This window comes from Pseudooceanicola profundi (assembly GCF_050897955.1).
Taxonomy (GTDB): domain Bacteria; phylum Pseudomonadota; class Alphaproteobacteria; order Rhodobacterales; family Rhodobacteraceae; genus Pseudooceanicola.
In genome coordinates this window covers 1785439-1803097 of the sequence record NZ_JBPAXZ010000001.1, presented here as the reverse complement: position 1 = coordinate 1803097, position 17659 = coordinate 1785439, and the positions used below count along the sequence as shown (strand labels likewise).

Here is a 17659-nt window from a genome sequence, read left to right as displayed (position 1 = left end):
GCACGGAGGGCCGGATGGCCGCGGGTGAATGCCCGAGGAAAGTCCGGACTCCACAAGGCAACGGTGCCGGGTAACGCCCGGCGGGGGCGACCCCAGGGACAGCGCCACAGAGAACAGACCGCCTCCGGCTTCGGGGGTAAGGGTGAAACGGTGCGGTAAGAGCGCACCGGGGGACGGGCAACCGGACCCGCAAGGCAAGCCCCACCGGGAGCAATGCCGAATAGGAACCTCGCGCGGGCCAGGTCGGGCAACCGATACCGCCGCAGGCCGCCTTGGCCGGGGGGTTCGGGTTGGCAGCTTGAGGCGCCGGGTAACCGTGCGTCCAGAGGAATGGTCATCGAACCGGCGTCAGCCGGGGAACAGAATCCGGCTTACAGGCCCTCCGTGCGCATTTACTTGGTCTGCGCTCTTTCGTTTCCGCCTGCGGGCGTTACAATCATGCATATGAATATGTGAGGAGGAGGCATCATGCTCACGCGGAGGACCCTGCTGCAGGGGAGTGCGGCTGTTCTGGGGCTGGGGGCCACGGGCACCCGCCTTGTAGCGGAGGCGAAGATCGGGACCGGCATGCTGCGCACCGTCAGCGACGGCAATCTCGTCCTGCCCGGCGATTTCATGTTCGGTGGCCTGCCGGAGGCGGAGCTGGGGCCGATCCTGACCGCAACCGGGGTCGATCCCAAGGTTGTGGAGCCGGAATGCAACGTGACGCTCTGGCAGGATGGCGACCGCACGGTCCTGTTCGACGTCGGCGCCGGATCGAGCTTCATGCCGAGCGCGGGCGACCTGCCCGACAACCTCGATGTGCTTGGCATCGCGCCGGAGGATGTGACGCATGTGATCTTCACCCATGCGCATCCCGACCACCTGTGGGGGCTGCTTGACGATTTTGACGACCCGCGTTTCCCGAATGCGGAGATGATGATGGGCCGGGCCGAATGGGATTACTGGTGGAATCCCGAAACCGTCGACACGATCGCGCCGGACCGTCAGGCGTTTGCCGTGGGGGCCAAACGCCGGCTGGAGGTGGTCGAGGACCAGATGGGGTTTTTCGACGATGGCGAGGAGGTGTTGCCGGGGCTGGCAGCCGTGCTGACGCCGGGCCATACGCCGGGGCATATGTCGTTCGAACTGCGGCAGGGCGGGGATGCGGCGATGATCCTGGGCGATGCTGTGGGCAATCACCACGTGGCCTTTTCGCGGCCGGGATGGGCGGTGAATTCCGATCAGGATGGGGATCTGGGCGCGCAGACGCGTGTGGCGCTGATGGACCGGATCGCGTCAGAGCAGATGCGGATCGTGGGCTTTCACCTGCCGCAGGGCGGTATCGGCCGGGCGGAGAAGACCGCCGATGGCTATCGTTTTGTGCCGGACGGGGCCTGAGGGTCAGAATTCCGTCGCGGCGGCAACGATGCGGGCGAGCAGGTCTTCGACCGCGTCCATCGGCCCCTCGGGATAGGTGCGGTAACCCATGGTGACCGCGCCGTCCTTTTCGAAGACGAAGATCCCGTACGGGCAGTAGGCGATGTTGAGCGGATCGGCCTCCATCACCTCGCGCGAGGTGGTGGCGGAACAGAACTGGTAGACATCGGCCGCGTCGAAGATCGTCACGTCCGACCCGACATCCGCCATCGTCCGGTTCAGCATCTCGCCAACATGGGAGATGTGATCGACCACCAGCCCCTCGCTGATGATGGCGTTTTCCAATGCAAAGGTGGCATCGGCAAAGGCGCCGTCGAAGGGGGTGGTGATGACCTCCTGCGCGGCAAGCGGAGTTGCCGCGAGGGTCAGGGCAAAGGCCAGTTTCAGCATGATCTCGTCCTTTCGGAAGCAAAGGCCCCCCGACGTCTCCGCCGGGGGGCCGCATTGGCAGGATATGGCGCGGCCCGGGTCCGCGTCTACGGCGTGAAGGTGGAGAGATAGGCGATGACCGCCGCGATATCCTCGTCCTTCTTGAGGCCGGCAAAGGACATCTTGGTGCCCTTCATGGCTTTCTTGGGGTTGGCGAGGAAGTCCGTCAGGGTGGCCTCGTCCCATGTCTGACCGGCGTCATGCGCCTCTGCCAGGGTCTTGGAATATTTGAACCCGTCGTGGGCGCCGATGGTGGCGCCAACCACGCCATTCAGCACCGGGCCGGTCTTGTTGGAGGCGTCGGGGCCGACCTGGTGGCAGGCCTTGCACTTCTTGAAGACAGTCTCGCCTGCGGCGACCAGTTCCGGATCGGGACCGGCGGCGGGCGCTTCGGCGCTGGCCTCTGTCGGGGTTTCGGCATCTGTATCGACTGCGGCGTCTTCTGTCGCGGGCGCAGTGGCTTCAGCAGCGGTCATGTCAGACGCGTCGGCCTTGTCCCCGGCGTCCGGCGCTGTCGCCGCCGCCTCGGCTGCCGTCTCTTCCGGTGTCACGTCGAGGACGGAGGCCTCCATCGTGATCTTCACCTCGTTCTTGCAGTTTTCCATGCAGGGGTCGGTGCGCCACTGGGGGTATTCCGTTTCTGCCCGGTCATCGATGATGAAGTTGTCGGCATTGGGCATTTCGACATCCAGGAAGTTCTCGTTCGACAGGACAAAATCGTCTTCGACCAAATAGTTGGAATAGAGGATATAAGCGACGATGGCGTAGGTATCGTCGACCGAGATGCTCTGCGCATTGCCGAAGGGCATGGAGCGGTGGACATAGTCGAAGGTGGTCGACAGATAGGGCCAGTAGGAGCCCACCGTTTTGACCGGATCAGGATCGGCCAGCGTGCCGTCGCCGCCCGCCAGCTTGGGCCAGTTGTCGACGCCTTCGGCGAATTCGCCATGGCAGACGGCGCAGTTCTCCGAAAAGATCATCTCGCCATCTTCGACGGAGCCGGAGCCGACGGGCAGGCCGGTGCCATCCGGCGAAACATCCAGATTCCAGGCAGCGACCTCTTCGGGCATGGCGACGCGGCCAAGGCCGTAGGGGCCGGAGGAGGGCTCTGCGTCAGCGGCGGTCGCCTGCTGGGCGGGGGCCGCTTCCTTGGCCGGTTCCGGCTCTGCCGTCGCTTCAGCCGTCTTGTCTTCGGCGGGTATCGGGGCGTCGGATTGCGCGGTGGCAGAGGCATCGGCCGTCTGCTCTGGCTTCGGCTCTTCCGCCGGGGCAGGGGCCTCCGCCGTAGCCTCTGCCGTCTGCTCCTCCGCTGGCGCCGCCTCGGCGGGGGCTTCGGCGGTCTGGGCTTCAGGTGTGGCTTCGGGTTCCGCCGGCGCGGAGACCTTGGTTTCCACCGCAGAGGCCGCCTGTTCCGGCGCGTTCTGCATATTGGCGATATTGTATTCGGTCGCGCCCGGCACTGCGTTGATCATGCCGCCGGCCATGCCATAGGCCACACCCAGCACAACCGCCGCGCCGACGCCTGCGCCCAGCATGAGATTAAGAGACTTCGACATTTTCGGCCTCCCCGTTCGGTTTGACCCACCAGGTTTGGATGCAATTGTTGTGGTAGACGGAATTCAGCCCGCGCACCTCGCGCAGCTGCGTCTTGGTCGGCTGGACATAGCCCGTCTCGTCCATGGCGCGGGATTGCAGGAACATCTCCTCTCCGTCCCATTCGGTATCAAGGTAGAAGCGGACGAGCGACTTGTTGCCCGGTTCCGCCGCCAGACGGGCGGTTTCCCAGCTCATGCCGCCATCCTTGGACACGTCGACCCGGGTGATCTTGCCATGGCCGGTCCAGGCGAGGCCGGTGATGACCAGCGGGCCTTTGCCATGGGTGATCGGCGATTGCGGGCTGGGGGAGGTGACAACAGATTTCGCATCCATCACCCAGGTCCATTTGCGCGCGGTGCCGTCGGCCAGCGTGTCGGTGTATTTGGAGGTCTCTTCGCGGCTTTCCACGGGGTGATCCATCACCTCGATCCGGCGGAGCCATTTGACCCACATGTTGCCTTCCCAGCCGGGCACGACGAGGCGGACGGGATAGCCGTGTTCCTTGCGCAGGGCCTCGCCATTGGCCTTGAAGGCGACGAGGCAGTCTTCCAGCGCCTTTTCCATCGGGATCGAGCGGCCATTGGAGGAGGCATCGGCGCCTTCGACATAGACCCATTTGCCGGTGGGATCGGCGGCGGTGTCATAGCCCGCCTCTTCCAGCAGCGTCTTCAGCGGCACGCCGGAATATTCCATATTGTGGATCATGCCATGGGTGAACTGGGCGCCGTTCAGCTGCGCACCGGCCCATTCCATGCCGGTATTGGCGGCGCATTCGCAGAAATAGACGTGGTTTTCGCGCGGGAAGCGTTCAAGATCGGCGTAGGAGAAGATCAGCTGCTGGCCCACGTCGCCGTTGACCATCAGCCGGTAGTCTTCCTTGCGTAGCTCGATCGCGCCGGAATGGTGACGCTCAAAGGCGCAGCCCTGCGGCGTGATCGTGCCGTCCAGCGCATGGATCGGCGTGAAGTTGATGGAGGAGATCGGATCGGCGGTCAGCCAGGGCACGTTGCGACGGATCACGTCACCTTCGTACTGGATGGGCAGACCGTAGGGCGTGGCATCCACGCCGTCGCCGAGGCCCGTGGCCCAGGGTTGTTTTTCGGTGATTAGCGGATCCGGCGTCTGGGCGCTGGCAGCCGTGGCGCCAAGCGTCAGCGCACCCGTTGCGGCGCCCTGCAGAAAGGCGCGGCGGGAGGGGCTGGTCTTTGGGTCTGACATCCTGTCTCTCCTCTCACATCATGCGCCGACAACTTCGACGGAGGTGTTTTCCCCCAGCTCGATCCGGCCCATGCTCTTGATATGCGCTTCGACCACGTCCCAGATCTGGGGCCCCTCGGTGCCTTCGTTGACAGAGGCCCAGCCGGCGACGGTGTAGGTTTTCGCGGGGTCGATCGCTTCTCCTGTCGAAAGCAGCGTCATGTTGGAGATGCGTTCGCCCACGGGTGCGGTCACGTCGATCCGGTAGCCCATGCCGCCGATGCGGACCATGTCGCCGCCCTGCTGGTAGTAGGGGTCGGGGTTGAAGATATTGTCGGCCACGTCCTCAAGGATGACCTTGATGAATTCGCCGGTCATTTCAGACCGGTAGGCCTCTCCGTAGGTCATGGAGGTGACGTTCCAGATATCCTCCCGGGTGATTGCGTCACCGGGGGTCAGGGACGGGCCCCAGCGGACGCCGGGGGACATGGCGATCTGGGCGTCGCGCTGAGTCATCAGCGCATCGCAGATCAGGTCGTCCCAGGTGCCGTTGAAATTGCCGCGCCGGTAAAGGAGCGTGTCGGTATGGCCGATGACCTCTTCCAGCTGTGCCTGGTAGGGGGCGCGCTGTTCGTCGATCAGCGCGGCCATCTCCGGATCGGGCGTGATGACGTCGGAGAAGATCGGGATCAGCTTGTGGCGGAAGCCCATCATCCTGCCGTCGCGCACGTCCAGATCGACGCGGGAGACGAATTTGCCGTTGGAGCCGGAGGCGACGATGATCGTCTCGCCCACCAGCACCGGCTCCGGCAGGGCATCGTGAGTATGGCCCGACAGGATCACGTCAATGCCGGTCAGCCGTTCGGCCATCTTCTTGTCGACGTCGAAGCCGTTGTGGGACAGGCAGACGACCAGCTCCGCCCCCTCGGCGCGCACCTCGTCGACCATTTCCTGCATATGTTCGTCGCGGATGCCGAAGGAGTATTCGGGGAACATCCAGCGGGGATTGGCGATCGGCATATAGGGGAAGGCCTGGCCGATCACGGCGATCTTCACGCCGCCGGATTCGTAGAATTCATAGGGCTTGAACAGCTCCGACGGCTCGTCCCATTCGGCGTCAAAGATGTTCTGGCCCAGTGCGGCAAAGGGCAGGCCCTCGACCAGCTCCTGCACGCGTTCGGATCCCAGGGTGAATTCCCAGTGGAAGGTCATGGCGTCGGGCTTCAGCGCGTTCATGACGTTGACCATGTCCTGCCCGGCCGTCTGGTAGCAGGTGTAGGAGCCGTGCCAGGTGTCGCCGCCGTCGAGCAGAAGCGCATCGGGCCGGTCGGCGCGGATCGCGTTCACCACGGTCGCAACCCGGTCGAGCCCGCCAACCTTGCCATAGGCCTGCGCCAGGGCCGAGAAATCGCCGGAGGAAAGGGCGTAATGCGAGGGCGCGCCGTCCGCGATCCCGTAGAGGCGGCGGAAGTCGGCGCCGGTGATATGCGGCACCTCCCCCTTGTTGGGGCCGACGCCGATATTGACCGAAGGTTCGCGGAAATAGATCGGCTTCAGCTGGGCATGGATGTCGGTGATGTGGATCAGGGAGACATTGCCGAAAGTGTCGAACTGCAGAAGCTCATCCTGCGTCAGCCGCTGCTGGGCGGCGAGCCGGGCCCACCGGCCAAAGCCAGAGGCGCCGTAGATGGCGGAGGCGGCCATGGACATCTGAAGGAAATCGCGACGGGAGAGCATCTCAGCACCTCTGAATTTATACAATCACATGTGTGAATGTGTTTGGCGTAGAAAACCCCGCGCGGGCCATGGCCGCGCGGGGTCTTTGATCAGTTGCGGACCGAGGGGCCCTCGACCGACAGGCCGTTGCCGCGGGAGGCGACATAGAGCTCCAGCGCAACGAATTCCGGGGAATCCGTGGCATAGGTCTCTGCCCGCGTGTCACGGATGCAGCCCTTGAAGCGGGAATGCGAGCCGTTCAGCTTGGCATTCTTCAGCCGGTAAGTCGGGAAACCGTTGATCTGGCCCTGCGACAGGTGGTCGGCGCGGATGTAGTTGCCGTAGTTCTGCTCGTGGCAGTTGGCACAGCTCAGTTCCAGCTGACCGGTCCGGGTGTAGTAAAGCTCCTTGCCCTGTTCCCAGGTCTCGGCGGCGGGGCCGTCGATGGCCACGTTCACCGGCATGCCGCGCGACACGGACGCCAGCAGCGCTTCCATGTTGATCGCGTCGCCGGAATCGTATTTCCACGCCTCCGCGCCCATCCGTTCGGTGCGGCAGGCGTTGACCTGCATCTGAAGCGTGCGGACTTCGCCGGCTTCTTCGCTCCACTTCGGATAGACGGCTTTGACGCCGGCCAGCGCCTCCGGCGTATCGTGGCAGGACGCGCAGGATTTGCCTTCCGAGCCATCGGCGGCCGCGAACATGTCCCGCGCCTGATCGACAAAGATCATGCCGGGATTGTCGAAGTCATCCATTTCCATGGCCTGGGTGCCGTCGTCGCGGAAGTGCCAGCCGGAGATGACCTCGTCAAAGGCGCCATCCAGATGGGCCGGCGCGGCGGCCTTGGTGGTAATCTCGAGATCGCCGTTGATGATCAGCTCATCATCATCGGCGCCACCGGCATAGGCCATCGGTGCGAGGATCAGTGCCAGCGCCGTCAGTGCCTTGAATTTCATATCGTTATCCTCCCTGAGTGACCGGCCCCCGGCGGGCGGGGGCTGGTGTCGTTTCAGCTGACCTCGATCGCCTTCGTCTCGGTATAGGTCGAGCCGTCGTCGTCTTCCCAGGTGAAGGTGAACTCACCGGCTTCGGGCACAACTGCGTCGAACTCGAAGTAGGGGTTGGTGGAGATTGCGGGCTCCATCACGATGTCGATCACGTTCTGGCCGTTAAAGTCGCAGGTGAAGTGATTGATGATCGAACTCGGGATCTTGTTGCCGTCGCTGTCCTTGCGCTGGCCGCTTTCCATGGGGTGAGAGATCAGTGTCTTGATCGTGATCGTCTCGCCGGCGGCGGCCGATTTGGGGACTTTGACGCGGGGTTTGACACCAGATGCCATTGTCGTTGCTCCTCTGTTAGCCGCCGCAGCCGCCGATGGTGACCTTCACGGTCTTGGCGGCGCGGGTGAATGTGCCGTCTTCCATCTTGGCGATGGCGACGACGTCCTGGGTTCCGGCCAGACGGATGCGGGTCGAGGCAGAGCGCGACCCGGCCAGCGGGCCGAAGGTGAAAGTGCCGACCGGCGGGGTCGGGTTGCCGGTTGCCAGCACCATGATGGCGCTCGCGCCTTCGGCGGAAACGGCGATTGGAACGGTGTTGCCGTTCTCCGCGATTTCGGGGGCGGTCAGCTCCAGCGCGCCGCCCTCGGTCACCTCCGCACCGCCGGTGAATTCGGCGATCAGGTCGTCGGAGGCAGAGGCGAAGGCGCGGAAGGGCAGGACCGTCATCAGGGCCGCGCCGGCACCAAGCGCCAGAGTTTCACGTCGGTTCAATTCCATAGGAAATTCCTCTCGTCAGCTGTCCTTGAGGGTCATCAGGAAGGCGACAACGTCTTCGATTTCCTGAGCCGTGAGGATGGGGGGCAGGTCGCCATTGGCGGCCTTTCCGGTATAGCCGTCACCGGGACGGATATAGCCGTTGGTCTTGTAGAACGCCGGCATCACAGTGCCGTCGAATGTCATTTTGGCATTGGCGACGATGCCGCGCAATTCCGGCTCCGTCCGGTATTCGGCGAGCCCGTTCAGCGCCGGTCCGACCTCTCCGTGGAAGGGCGCGTCGCTCAGGGCGTCAATCGCGTGGCAGGCCACGCAGTTGCCCTTGGACCGGGTGGTCATGATGACCTTGCCGTTTGCCGCGTCGCCGGGCACGCCGGTCAGCGATGTTTCGATCTCTCCGTATTCGGAGTAGGTGACATCCGTCGGGGCCGTAACCTCCGCCAGGGCGGCGGTGGCGGCAAGGCCTGCGACGGACGCGATAAGGACCGTTCGTTTCATGTTTCCTCCCTCAGACTTGGCTGGATACTACGGCACACCGGCCTTCGCACGCAACAACAAATTCATAGACATGAATTTTATGATTTGACGGTTTGGCCTTGTTTTTATGCCGCAATGCGGCATTGCGGGGCGGGTTCCGGCCCCGTTATAGAGCTGCATGGCAGAGACATCAAAGCCTCATTCAGCCCCTTCGCTCAGCTTGCGGGCATGGTATTTCTGGAAGGGTTCATCGCCCTCGTAGCCCTTTTCCAGAACCCAGGTCAGCGTGTTCTTCGTGGTCCCTTTGCCAAAGGCGCCGGGCACCGTGGCGACGGCGGCCTGGGCGGCGGTCTGATCTTCGGGAACCTCTTCCGGCAGGAAGACCATCGTGGGGGTGAAAAGCATGCCCCATTTGCGGATCATCTCTTTCTCGGGGAGCGACTCACCGTCGAAATCGGTGACCTCCACATCGCCGAACATGTTCAGTTGGACGACGAAGTAATCCTCCGTCAGCAGCTGCTCGATCTCCGGCACGACGAAGACCTCTTCGTACATCTTCTTGCAGTAGATGCAGCCGCGCTGTTCGACGATCAGCATCAGGCGTTTGCCTTCGGCGGTGGCTTCGGCAAGGTCGTCGCGCAGGTCCTTGAACGTATCCATCTGCCAGGGCGCCTTATGAAGCCCGTCGTCGCCCAGTTCCGCCGCGAGGGCGGGCAGGGCGAGGGCGGCGCTGGCGATCAGGGCGGCGAGGGTCTTGCGCAGGGGTTTCATGTCATCCTCCCGGGATTATCCGATGGTTTCGAACCACGATATATTCTCAAGCATCCATTGGGCGATCAGGTTCACGCTGTCCGTGGCGATCAGCACACCAAACAGGATCAGCAGCGCGCCCATGATCTTTTCGATCGTGCCGAGGTGCCGGCGGAACCGCGCCATGAAGCGCAGGAAGGGGCCGATGAATCCGGCGGCCAGCACGAAGGGCAGGGTCATGCCCAGACCATAGGTCAGAAGCAGCATGGCGCCACGGCTGGCCGTGTCGGCCCCGGCGGCGGTAAAGAGGATCGTCGCAAGTACCGGGCCGACGCAGGGCGTCCAGCCGAAGGCGAAGGCGAGGCCGATGATATAGGCGCCAAGGAAGCCCCCGGTGTTCTGCGCCGCGTTATCGGCGCGGAGCTGGCGATAGAGGATACCGATCTTGATGACGCCCAGAAAATGCAGGCCCATGACGATGATGATCGCGGCGGCCACGTATTTCAGGACGCCGAACCAGTCGCGCACCATCTGGCCAAAGACGGTTGCGGTTGCCCCGAGGCCGACAAACACCGTGATGATCCCGGCGGCGAAGAACAGCGCGCCGATAACCGCGCGGCGGCGCAGGCCGGGAGGGGTCACTCCGGTCTGGGCGACGGTCTGGACGCCGGTCCCGGCGAGGTAGGACAGGTAAAAGGGCACCATCGGCAGAATGCAGGGCGACAGAAAGGACAGGAGTCCTGCGACGAATGCGCCCAAAAAAGTGACATCGAGCATGCGGAGGTCGCCTTGGCATTGATAAATTCAGATATTTAATTATGTTTAGCCGACTGCGCCACGTCAATCCGTGTTAAGGTTTTTGGCATCATGAAACTGTTTGGACCGCTTTTGTCCCTTCTGCTGGTCGCCCTGCCGATTTCGGCCGTGGCGGAGACCTATCTTTTGATGGCCGAAGAAGAAGGCTGCATCTACTGCGCGCGCTGGAATGCCGAGGTGGGCGATGCCTATCACAAGACCGAAGAGGGCGCGGCGGCGCCGTTGCACCGGGTCGATGTGAAGGCAGATGTCTCGGATCTGCAATTGGCGCGGCCGCTACACTTCACGCCGACATTCGTGCTGATTCGTGACGGAGTGGAATTGAGCCGCATAGAAGGCTATCCTGGAGAGGACTTCTTCTGGGGCCTGCTGGACCGGATGCTTGAAGATGCCGGGGAGGATTTGAGTGACCATGCTGGATAACAATGCCGGTGGGCAGGGTGTCGAAGGGTCGATCTTCGACCGGGGTCTCTGCGCTGACGATATGGACCGGCTGGAGAAGAAGGCCGAAGCCGCGACCAACTTTCTCAAATGTCTGAGCCATGAGGGGCGGCTGATGATCCTGTGTCACCTCGCCTCCGGCGAAAAAACGGTGACGGAGCTGGAGGACCTGCTGTCGGCCCGGCAAGCCGCCGTGTCGCAGCAGCTGTCGCGGCTGCGGCTGGAGGGGCTGGTGCAGCCCCGGCGCGACGGCAAGACAATCTATTACAGTTTGACGGATGACCGCTCCAAGCGGATCATGGACGTTATCTACGACCTGTTCTGTCGGGAGGAGTGATCCGCTGCGCTGAGGCGCGGAGGGTCAGGAACGGAGCGAGGAGATGCTCGACTATGTGAGCGAGGCCACTTTTGTGGTCTGCGTTGGGTTTGTCGGTGGTCTGGTGCTGGGACTTGCGGCCCGGTATGGTCGATTCTGCACGCTCGGCGCGATTGAGGACTTTCTCTATTCATCGGATGACAGGCGGCTGCGCATGTGGGGCGTGGCGATTGGCGTGGCCGTCATCACGACACATCTGGCGATGTCGCTGGGCTGGCTCCGCAGTGAGGAGACGATCTATATCGCCCGCGCCTGGACACCGCTGGGCACGGTGCTGGGCGGGCTGATGTTCGGCTATGGCATGGCCCTGTCCGGAAACTGCGGCTACGGCGCGCTGGCCCGGCTGGGTGGCGGCGATCTGCGGTCGCTGGTGATCGTCGTCGTCATGGGTCTGACGGCCTATGCCACGATCTCCGGTCCGCTGGCCTACCTGCGGGTGGCGCTCTTTCCCGATGATCCGGCTGTCCGGGCGCAGAGCCTGTCGCAGCTTCTGCCGGTGGCGCCCTGGGTGCCGGGGCTGGTGGTGGGCGGGGGGCTGATCGCCGTTGCGCTGGCCTCGGCCCAGATGCGGCGCGCGCGGGCGATGATCGGCTGGGGCGCGGCAGTGGGGCTGGCTGTGACCTCTGGCTGGATTGGGACGCAATGGGTCGCGACGCATGGGTTCGACCACCTGCCTGTCGTGTCGCACAGCTTTGCCCGCCCGCTGGGCGAATCGCTTTTGTGGATCATGACGGCCTCGGGGTTCGGGCCGACATTCGCCGTAGGCTCCGTCTTTGGCGTGCTGGTGGGCGCGCTGGCCGGGTCGTGGCGGCGCGGCCATTTCCGGTGGGAGGCCTGCGAGGACCCGCGCGAGCTGAAACGCCAGATCCTGGGGGCTGCGCTGATGGGGCCGGGCGCGGTTCTGGCCCTTGGCTGTTCGATTGGTCAGGGGATCACGGCCTTTTCCCTGTTAAGCTTCAGCGCGCCTGTCGCCCTGATCGCGATCTTCATCGGTGCGGCCATCGGTCTGCGGCAGCTGATCGAAGGGTTCAGCCCGGCGGAATGACCGCAGCGCGGGATTTTTGCCATTCCGGGAGTTGACTCAGGGCGGAGCATCGGTAAAAGGCAGGCTTCATAGATTTCGCGGGCGCGAAGCGTGCCCGGTGCAGGAGTTAAGAAAATGGCGAAGCCGACGACCATCAAGATCCGTCTGAACTCGACCGCGGGCACGGGCCATTTCTACGTGACCAAGAAAAACGCACGTACCATGACCGAAAAGATGACCGTACGAAAGTACGATCCGGTCGCGCGGAAGCATGTCGAATACAAAGAAGGCAAGATCAAGTAAGATCGAAAACCTTTGAAAGACATGAGAGCCGCGCCGCAGAGCGCGGCTCTTTCAGTTTCGGGCCGCCCTCTGCCTCCTCCCCGATTGACGCAGAGTAAAGGACTCGCCCGATGTCCCTCCATTCCCTTCGTGCCGCGCCGGATGCGCCCCCCGGCCCCGGTTTAAGTGATCTGATCATCCGCCCTGCCATGCCCGCCGATACGGAGGGGGTGAGCCGGATGCTCGCCCGCTCCTACCGGGCGCTGCTGGCGCCGGACTACCCGCCCGACCTGCTGCGGGAGACGCTGCCGATCATCTCCCTCGCCCGGCCATCACTGCTGAGCTGCGGGACGTATTTCCTGGCAGAGATCGGGGAGCGGATCGTGGGGGCGGGTGGCTGGACCGATGCCTCCCCGCATGGGGCGCCGGGGCGTTATGGCGTGGGTCACGTGCGGCATGTGGCTGTCGATCCGGAGGTCGCGCGCTGCGGGGTCGGGACCCGCATCCTGAGCCGCGTCTTCGGCTCTGCCCGGTCTGCGGGGGTGACGGAGCTCAGGGTACAGAGCACGCTGACCGGGGAGCCGTTTTACCTGGAACTTGGGTTCAAGACTGTCGCCCGGATCGAGGTGCGGCTGCCAACCGGCGCGTTGTTCCCGGCGGTGCAGATGCGGCATCTGTCGGAAACCTGAGGCAAAGGAAAAGGGCCGGTCGCTGTGACCGGCCCTTTCAATTCGGGATGTTCCGTCCGCGTTATTCGCGGTTGCCCAGCAGCTGCAGCAGGAACATGAACATGTTGATGAAGTCGAGGTAGAGGTTCAGCGCGCCCATAATGGCGGCCTTGCCCAGCCATTCCTGATCGCCATGCGCCGCGTGCTGCACATAGGTGTTCTTGATCGACTGCGTATCGTAGGCCGTCAGGCCCGCGAAGATCAGCACACCGATGATGGTGATCGCGAACTGCAGCGCCGACGAGGCCACGAAGATGTTGATGATCGAGGCCACGATCAAGCCGATCACGCCCATCATCAGGAAGGTGCCCATGCCGGACAGGTCCTTCTTGGTCACATAGCCGTAGAGCGACAGACCCGCGAAGGCGATCGCCGTCACGAGGAAGACCTGTGCAATGGAGAAGCCGGTGAAGGCCACGAAGATCCAGCTGAGCGACAGGCCCATTACCGCCGCGAAGGCGTAGAAGAAGAGCTGTGCGCCGGCGGCAGACAGGCGGTTGATCGCTGCGCTGAAGGCAAACACCATGATCAGCGGGGCAAACATCACAATCCAGCCGAGGATGTTCGGCTGCAGCGTCATCGGGTCACGGAAAACAGACAGAAGCGCGGGGGACGTCCCGACAGCCCAGGCGACGAGGAAGGTCAGCACCATGCCGACGGACATCGTCCCGTAGACTTTGTTCATGTGGGCGCGGAGCCCTTCGTCGATGGCTGCGGTGCGTGTGCCAGCCGCTGCGCGCATCGTGTTGAATTCAGCCATTAAAGCCTCCGATAAAAGATCCGGACAATCCGTTGTGGATGGTCCGGACCAATATCGGGGCTGCGGGCTGCGTTTTCAAGGTTCTTGCGACCGATTTGTAAACGGTTCGCATTCGGGGATCAGCGCAGCCAGTTGCAGGGCACATCCCAGACCGGCCGGGAGGCCTCACGCTTGGCCTGATCAAGGCTCACACCGATGTCTTCCAGCGCCGCGCCGTCGAGCTGCGCGAGCTGTGCGCGGGACCGGCTGAGCGCGAGCAGCGAGAAGGTCGCGGCGATCAGCTGACCGGGCCGGAGGGAGAAGGAGGGGGCGGTGGAACGGAGGACGGTGGACATGGTTTAGCCTTTCGATTTCGTGATGCTTGGTTCCAGGTTGATGATTTATGTTGATGGATATGGCATGGGGCGGTAAATTCTCAAAATGAATGTTTCTGACGGCAAACATCACGGAGATTGATTGATGCGAAATCTGGACATGACCGCGCTGCGCAGCTTTGTCGCCGTGGCCGATCAGGGTGGTGTGACACGGGCGGCGGGCGTGCTGAATTTCACCCAGTCTGCGGTCTCCATGCAGTTGAAAAGGCTGGAGGAAATGCTGGACGTCGTTCTGCTGGACCGGGCCAATCGCAAGGTCACGCTGACACCCAGCGGGGAGCAGCTTCTGGGCTATGCGCGGCGCATCGTCGAGATGAATGACGAGGCGCTCTTGCGGCTGACCAGCAAAGTTTTTGAAGGCGAGATCGTGATTGGTGTCCCTCATGACATCGTCTACCCGGTCATCCCGCGGGTGTTGCAGCGCTTCAACGCTGAATTTCCGCGCATGAAGGTGAACCTCGTGTCCGGCTACACCTCCCTGCTGAAGGAAGAATTTCGCAAGGGCACTGCGGATGTGATCCTGACCACCGAACGCGTCCCTGATGCGGATGCAGAGCTGCTGGACGAGCGGCCGCTGTGCTGGATCGGTGCGCCGGGCGGATCCGCATGGCGCCAGCGTCCGATCCGTTACGCGGCTGCGCGCACCTGCATGTTCCGTCCGACGGCGATCTCGGCGCTGGAAGATGCGGGAATCGACTGGGAGAATGCCGTCGAAACGGAGCAGGACCGGACGGTTGAGGCGACGATATCGGCGGATCTGGCGATCGGCGCCATGATCGAGGGCACGGAGCCCCTGCAGCTGGCCCGAATCGCACATGATGGTGAGCTGCCGCAGCTCGGGCTCCAGAAGATCTGCATGTATGCTCAGGATCGGGGGAAAGGCGAAGTTCTGACCCGGCTGACCGCCATCCTGCGCACCGGGTTTGCCGGGGCACCGGCGGGAGCACGGAGTTCCGGCGCAGAAGAGGACAGGGTCAGATCGTTATGACGATTTTCCCGGTGGAGCGCCTCTCTTTGAGAATGCTGAGCCCCTCGGATACCTGATCCAGCGGCAGCACGTGGCTGATATGCGGGGTAATCCGGCCCTCTGCCGCCCATTGGAAGAGAGTCGTAAGGCTGTCTGTGATCACTTCGGGCCGGAACTTCATGTAGCCGCCCCAGTAGAAGCCGAGCACATCGATATTCTTGACCAGAAGGTGGTTGGCCGGGATTTGGGGGACATCGCCCGAGGCATGGCCGATCACGAGGATCCGCCCCTCTGGTTTCATCGCCCGGAAGGCGGCGCGGAACAGATCGCCTCCGACGGCATCATACACGACATCAGCGCCGCCAAGGGATTTGATCCTGTCCCTGATGTCCGGGTCTTCTGCGTCGATAACGTGGTCCGCACCTGCGCTTCGGGCGATCTCCAGTTTCGCCTCACCACGGGCCACAGCAATCACGGTTGCGCCCATAAGATGGCCCAGTTCGACTGCTGTAAGGCCAACCCCGCCAGCTGCCCCCAGAACGACCAGAGTTTCGCCCGGCTTTAGCCGTGCTTTATGATCCAGGGCGACGTGGCTGGTGCCATAGGCAATCTGCAATGCGGCCGCTTTGACATGGTCGAGTTCGTCCGGGAGATGCACCGCGCGGCTGGCGGGGTATACGCCAAATTCGGCCAGCCCACCCTGTCCGCCAAAAACGGCGACGCGGTCGCCCGGGGCGATGTTGTCCACGTCCGGGCCGATCGCCTCGACAATCCCGGAGGCCTCCATCCCCAAAGTGAACGGCAGATCGGGAATGTCCTGATACTTCCCGCGGATCATCAGCAGGTCCGCGAAATTCAGACCGCAGGCCAGATTGCGCACCAGTATCTCACCACTGCCAGCTTGACATTTATCTAAGATACATAATTTTGGTTTCTGATCGAATTCGGACAGCTGAAAAGCCTTCATGTGTATCCGGCCTGTAGAATCATTGGTTTCGGAGCGTTGTGAGACCACGAAGGTGTGGTGCATGTGCTGACCAATAACGGCAATTGCACCTTATTGTATACGCAAATGACCTTAGCGGTTGTGCTGACGCTAGGGTAAATCGGCTTTGCGTCGTTGTTGCCTATTGCGCATCGGAAAGATGGTGCTAACTTTTATCTTATCCTATGGGATAGGTTTTCCGGGTGAGACAACTATTGGTTGTGTCGGCTGGATCGTGGCGGGGGGCGGATCCCATCGGACTTTATTTAAGGAGCAACGTATGACCCATCCGGTCGATGTTCATGTCGGAAAACGGATTCGCCATCGCCGGTGGCTGGTTGGCATGACCCAGCAGCAGCTGGCAGAGCGTGTCGGCATTAAGTTTCAACAAATTCAGAAATACGAGACGGGCGCGAATCGTGTCAGTGCCAGCCGTCTCTGGGACATCGCGGATGCGCTTGAAACGCCTGTCAGCTACTTTTTCGACGGGCTGAACGAGGGTGAGGAGGTCAAGCCTTCGTCCTCCATTCCGGCTGATATTCTGGGTGACAAGGAAGCGCTGGACCTCGTGCGGTCCTATTATGCGATCCCGGAAGCACAGCGGCGCCGTCTGTTCGAACTTGCCCGGGTGCTGAGCGACGTTGCCTGACCTGGGCCGGTGACTGTTCTCAGGTCCCGAAACCCTGAATTTTGTCAGGCCGTTGCGCGCGAATGCTGCTGACGGGACTGGCGCGTCCTGCTACGCCCTAGGCATGGATATCGAGGACATCACCCAGACCGCCCATGAAATGGCGGATGCGGCCCGTGCGGCGATCCTTCCGTATTTTCGGACCCGCAGCCTGGCCGCCGACAACAAGCTGGAAACCGGGTTCGACCCGGTCACACAGGCAGATCTGTCGGCAGAGAAAGCGATCCGCGCCGTTCTGGCCCGGCGGCGTCCGCTGGACGGCGTGCTGGGCGAAGAGTTCGGCACATCAGAGGGGTCGTCCGGACTGACCTGGGTGATCGATCCGATCGACGGCACGCGCGGATTCATTTCCGGCACGCCGACATGGGGCGTTCTGATCGCTTTGTCGGATCAGAAGGGCCCCATATTCGGGCTGATCGACCAGCCTTATATCGGTGAACGGTTCGAGGGCGGATTCGGCCGGGCCAGCTGTGCCGGGCCGCAGGGCGCGACGGAGCTGCGGACATCCGGCGTGACCGACCTGGAGTATGCGACGCTCTTTACCACTTTTCCCGAAGTCGGCACGACGCGGGAGCGGGACGGGTTCGCCGCCGTCGCCAGCGAGGTGCGGCTGGTGCGGTACGGGATGGATTGCTATGCCTATGCGCTGCTCGCCGGAGGGCATGTCGATCTGGTGATCGAGGCCGGGCTCAACGCCTATGACATCCAGGCGCCGATCGCGGTGGTGCAGGCGGCGGGCGGCATCGTGACGGACTGGTCCGGCAATCCGGTGCATCAGGGCGGGCGCTGCGTGGCGGCTGCCAATGCGGAACTGCACGCAGCTGCGCTGGAGCGTTTGCAGAGATTTACCTGAAGGGGT

At 62.9% G+C, this 17659-nt stretch carries 22 protein-coding genes and 1 other RNA gene; 10 read left to right on the top strand and 13 right to left on the bottom strand.

The features are described from left to right. Positions 1–2: 2 nt before the first annotated feature. Both rnpB and ACRARG_RS08970 read left to right on the top strand, forming a co-directional pair. Positions 3–390: RNase P RNA component class A (gene rnpB, locus ACRARG_RS08975), an RNA gene on the top strand. Between the two features lie 78 nt (positions 391–468). Next, on the top strand, positions 469–1380 hold the full coding sequence (locus ACRARG_RS08970; protein WP_432689670.1) for an MBL fold metallo-hydrolase: 912 nt from the start codon (positions 469–471) through the stop codon (positions 1378–1380). Positions 1381–1383: 3 nt separating this feature from the next. On the opposite strand, the gene ACRARG_RS08965 is transcribed toward ACRARG_RS08970, so the two are convergent. From ACRARG_RS08965 to ACRARG_RS08920, 10 genes are all read right to left on the bottom strand, one after another. Then, a complete protein-coding gene (locus ACRARG_RS08965; protein ID WP_432689669.1) occupies positions 1384–1809 on the bottom strand; it encodes a DUF302 domain-containing protein in 426 nt (141 codons plus the stop codon). A gap of 86 nt (positions 1810–1895) precedes the next feature. Then, positions 1896–2918, bottom strand: a complete 1023-nt coding sequence (locus tag ACRARG_RS08960; RefSeq protein ID WP_432691340.1) for a c-type cytochrome — start codon at positions 2916–2918, stop codon at positions 1896–1898. A gap of 469 nt (positions 2919–3387) precedes the next feature. Continuing rightward, positions 3388–4662, bottom strand: coding sequence for a sulfite dehydrogenase (soxC, locus tag ACRARG_RS08955; RefSeq protein WP_432689668.1), 1275 nt, complete (start codon positions 4660–4662; stop codon positions 3388–3390). An 18-nt stretch (positions 4663–4680) separates the two neighbouring features. Next, positions 4681–6378 carry a thiosulfohydrolase SoxB gene (gene soxB / locus ACRARG_RS08950; RefSeq protein ID WP_432689667.1) on the bottom strand — a complete coding sequence of 566 codons (1698 nt, stop codon included), beginning with the start codon at positions 6376–6378 and terminating at the stop codon, positions 4681–4683. 89 nt (positions 6379–6467) lie between these two features. Continuing rightward, complete coding sequence (soxA, locus tag ACRARG_RS08945; protein WP_432689666.1) at positions 6468–7313, bottom strand: sulfur oxidation c-type cytochrome SoxA; 846 nt, start codon at positions 7311–7313, stop codon at positions 6468–6470. A gap of 53 nt (positions 7314–7366) precedes the next feature. Beyond that, entirely contained in the window at positions 7367–7696 is a 330-nt protein-coding gene (gene soxZ, locus ACRARG_RS08940) for a thiosulfate oxidation carrier complex protein SoxZ (protein ID WP_432689665.1), read from the bottom strand. Positions 7697–7712: 16 nt separating this feature from the next. Next, positions 7713–8135, bottom strand: coding sequence for a thiosulfate oxidation carrier protein SoxY (gene soxY, locus ACRARG_RS08935; protein ID WP_432689664.1), 423 nt, complete (start codon positions 8133–8135; stop codon positions 7713–7715). Between the two features lie 15 nt (positions 8136–8150). Then, positions 8151–8630 (bottom strand): sulfur oxidation c-type cytochrome SoxX, encoded by a 480-nt coding sequence (soxX, locus tag ACRARG_RS08930; protein WP_432689663.1) that lies wholly within the window; start codon positions 8628–8630, stop codon positions 8151–8153. A 177-nt stretch (positions 8631–8807) separates the two neighbouring features. After that, on the bottom strand, positions 8808–9380 hold the full coding sequence (locus tag ACRARG_RS08925) for a SoxW family protein (protein ID WP_432689662.1): 573 nt from the start codon (positions 9378–9380) through the stop codon (positions 8808–8810). Positions 9381–9395: 15 nt separating this feature from the next. Further along, the gene (locus ACRARG_RS08920) at positions 9396–10136 is read right to left on the bottom strand and encodes a cytochrome c biogenesis CcdA family protein (RefSeq protein ID WP_432689661.1); all 741 of its coding nucleotides are present in this window, start codon (positions 10134–10136) and stop codon (positions 9396–9398) included. 111 nt (positions 10137–10247) lie between these two features. Between ACRARG_RS08920 and ACRARG_RS08915 the strand changes: the two genes are divergently transcribed. The 5 genes from ACRARG_RS08915 (at position 10248) to ACRARG_RS08895 (ending at position 12987) form a co-directional block, all read left to right on the top strand. Further along, positions 10248–10598 (top strand): thioredoxin fold domain-containing protein, encoded by a 351-nt coding sequence (locus ACRARG_RS08915; RefSeq protein WP_432689660.1) that lies wholly within the window; start codon positions 10248–10250, stop codon positions 10596–10598. Positions 10599–10659: 61 nt separating this feature from the next. Continuing rightward, a complete protein-coding gene (locus tag ACRARG_RS08910) occupies positions 10660–10953 on the top strand; it encodes an ArsR/SmtB family transcription factor (protein ID WP_432691339.1) in 294 nt (97 codons plus the stop codon). Between the two features lie 43 nt (positions 10954–10996). After that, complete coding sequence (locus ACRARG_RS08905; RefSeq protein ID WP_432689659.1) at positions 10997–12037, top strand: YeeE/YedE family protein; 1041 nt, start codon at positions 10997–10999, stop codon at positions 12035–12037. Between the two features lie 114 nt (positions 12038–12151). Further along, positions 12152–12319: a 50S ribosomal protein L33 gene (gene rpmG / locus ACRARG_RS08900; RefSeq protein WP_005630270.1), complete on the top strand. Its 168-nt coding sequence runs from the start codon at positions 12152–12154 to the stop codon at positions 12317–12319. 110 nt (positions 12320–12429) lie between these two features. Next, the gene (locus tag ACRARG_RS08895; protein WP_432689658.1) at positions 12430–12987 is read left to right on the top strand and encodes a GNAT family N-acetyltransferase; all 558 of its coding nucleotides are present in this window, start codon (positions 12430–12432) and stop codon (positions 12985–12987) included. A gap of 61 nt (positions 12988–13048) precedes the next feature. Here ACRARG_RS08895 and ACRARG_RS08890 read toward each other — a convergent pair whose 3' ends face one another. Together ACRARG_RS08890 and ACRARG_RS08885 are read right to left on the bottom strand one after the other, a co-directional pair. Then, entirely contained in the window at positions 13049–13786 is a 738-nt protein-coding gene (locus tag ACRARG_RS08890) for a Bax inhibitor-1/YccA family protein (RefSeq protein ID WP_432689657.1), read from the bottom strand. 119 nt (positions 13787–13905) lie between these two features. Next, a complete protein-coding gene (locus ACRARG_RS08885) occupies positions 13906–14121 on the bottom strand; it encodes a DUF1127 domain-containing protein (RefSeq protein WP_432689656.1) in 216 nt (71 codons plus the stop codon). 124 nt (positions 14122–14245) lie between these two features. Here ACRARG_RS08885 and ACRARG_RS08880 point away from each other — a divergent pair, with 124 nt between their 5' ends. After that, complete coding sequence (locus ACRARG_RS08880; RefSeq protein WP_432689655.1) at positions 14246–15148, top strand: LysR family transcriptional regulator; 903 nt, start codon at positions 14246–14248, stop codon at positions 15146–15148. On the opposite strand, the gene ACRARG_RS08875 is transcribed toward ACRARG_RS08880, so the two are convergent. Then, the gene (locus ACRARG_RS08875) at positions 15135–16094 is read right to left on the bottom strand and encodes an NADPH:quinone oxidoreductase family protein (RefSeq protein WP_432691338.1); all 960 of its coding nucleotides are present in this window, start codon (positions 16092–16094) and stop codon (positions 15135–15137) included. The genes ACRARG_RS08880 and ACRARG_RS08875 overlap by 14 nt on opposite strands. A 298-nt stretch (positions 16095–16392) precedes the next feature. On the opposite strand from ACRARG_RS08875, the gene ACRARG_RS08870 reads away from it, so the two are divergent. Both ACRARG_RS08870 and hisN read left to right on the top strand, forming a co-directional pair. Further along, positions 16393–16761 (top strand): helix-turn-helix domain-containing protein, encoded by a 369-nt coding sequence (locus ACRARG_RS08870; RefSeq protein ID WP_432689654.1) that lies wholly within the window; start codon positions 16393–16395, stop codon positions 16759–16761. A 103-nt stretch (positions 16762–16864) separates the two neighbouring features. Next, the gene (gene hisN, locus ACRARG_RS08865; RefSeq protein WP_432689653.1) at positions 16865–17653 is read left to right on the top strand and encodes a histidinol-phosphatase; all 789 of its coding nucleotides are present in this window, start codon (positions 16865–16867) and stop codon (positions 17651–17653) included. The last annotated feature ends 6 nt before the right edge of the window (positions 17654–17659 follow it).

What these genes read in the sequence shown, in the direction of transcription:
- ACRARG_RS08970 (WP_432689670.1), top strand. Translation starts at nt 469, where the DNA reads ATGCTCACGCGGAGGACCCTGCTGCAGGGGAGTGCGGCTGTTCTGGGG.
- ACRARG_RS08965 (WP_432689669.1), bottom strand. Translation starts at nt 1,809, where the DNA reads ATGCTGAAACTGGCCTTTGCCCTGACCCTCGCGGCAACTCCGCTTGCC.
- ACRARG_RS08960 (WP_432691340.1), bottom strand. Translation starts at nt 2,918, where the DNA reads ATGCCCGAAGAGGTCGCTGCCTGGAATCTGGATGTTTCGCCGGATGGC.
- soxC (WP_432689668.1), bottom strand. Translation starts at nt 4,662, where the DNA reads ATGTCAGACCCAAAGACCAGCCCCTCCCGCCGCGCCTTTCTGCAGGGC.
- soxB (WP_432689667.1), bottom strand. Translation starts at nt 6,378, where the DNA reads ATGCTCTCCCGTCGCGATTTCCTTCAGATGTCCATGGCCGCCTCCGCC.
- soxA (WP_432689666.1), bottom strand. Translation starts at nt 7,313, where the DNA reads ATGAAATTCAAGGCACTGACGGCGCTGGCACTGATCCTCGCACCGATG.
- soxZ (WP_432689665.1), bottom strand. Translation starts at nt 7,696, where the DNA reads ATGGCATCTGGTGTCAAACCCCGCGTCAAAGTCCCCAAATCGGCCGCC.
- soxY (WP_432689664.1), bottom strand. Translation starts at nt 8,135, where the DNA reads ATGGAATTGAACCGACGTGAAACTCTGGCGCTTGGTGCCGGCGCGGCC.
- soxX (WP_432689663.1), bottom strand. Translation starts at nt 8,630, where the DNA reads ATGAAACGAACGGTCCTTATCGCGTCCGTCGCAGGCCTTGCCGCCACC.
- ACRARG_RS08925 (WP_432689662.1), bottom strand. Translation starts at nt 9,380, where the DNA reads ATGAAACCCCTGCGCAAGACCCTCGCCGCCCTGATCGCCAGCGCCGCC.
- ACRARG_RS08920 (WP_432689661.1), bottom strand. Translation starts at nt 10,136, where the DNA reads ATGCTCGATGTCACTTTTTTGGGCGCATTCGTCGCAGGACTCCTGTCC.
- ACRARG_RS08910 (WP_432691339.1), top strand. Translation starts at nt 10,660, where the DNA reads ATGGACCGGCTGGAGAAGAAGGCCGAAGCCGCGACCAACTTTCTCAAA.
- ACRARG_RS08905 (WP_432689659.1), top strand. Translation starts at nt 10,997, where the DNA reads ATGCTCGACTATGTGAGCGAGGCCACTTTTGTGGTCTGCGTTGGGTTT.
- rpmG (WP_005630270.1), top strand. Translation starts at nt 12,152, where the DNA reads ATGGCGAAGCCGACGACCATCAAGATCCGTCTGAACTCGACCGCGGGC.
- ACRARG_RS08895 (WP_432689658.1), top strand. Translation starts at nt 12,430, where the DNA reads ATGTCCCTCCATTCCCTTCGTGCCGCGCCGGATGCGCCCCCCGGCCCC.
- ACRARG_RS08890 (WP_432689657.1), bottom strand. Translation starts at nt 13,786, where the DNA reads ATGGCTGAATTCAACACGATGCGCGCAGCGGCTGGCACACGCACCGCA.
- ACRARG_RS08885 (WP_432689656.1), bottom strand. Translation starts at nt 14,121, where the DNA reads ATGTCCACCGTCCTCCGTTCCACCGCCCCCTCCTTCTCCCTCCGGCCC.
- ACRARG_RS08880 (WP_432689655.1), top strand. Translation starts at nt 14,246, where the DNA reads ATGCGAAATCTGGACATGACCGCGCTGCGCAGCTTTGTCGCCGTGGCC.
- ACRARG_RS08875 (WP_432691338.1), bottom strand. Translation starts at nt 16,094, where the DNA reads ATGAAGGCTTTTCAGCTGTCCGAATTCGATCAGAAACCAAAATTATGT.
- ACRARG_RS08870 (WP_432689654.1), top strand. Translation starts at nt 16,393, where the DNA reads ATGACCCATCCGGTCGATGTTCATGTCGGAAAACGGATTCGCCATCGC.
- hisN (WP_432689653.1), top strand. Translation starts at nt 16,865, where the DNA reads ATGGATATCGAGGACATCACCCAGACCGCCCATGAAATGGCGGATGCG.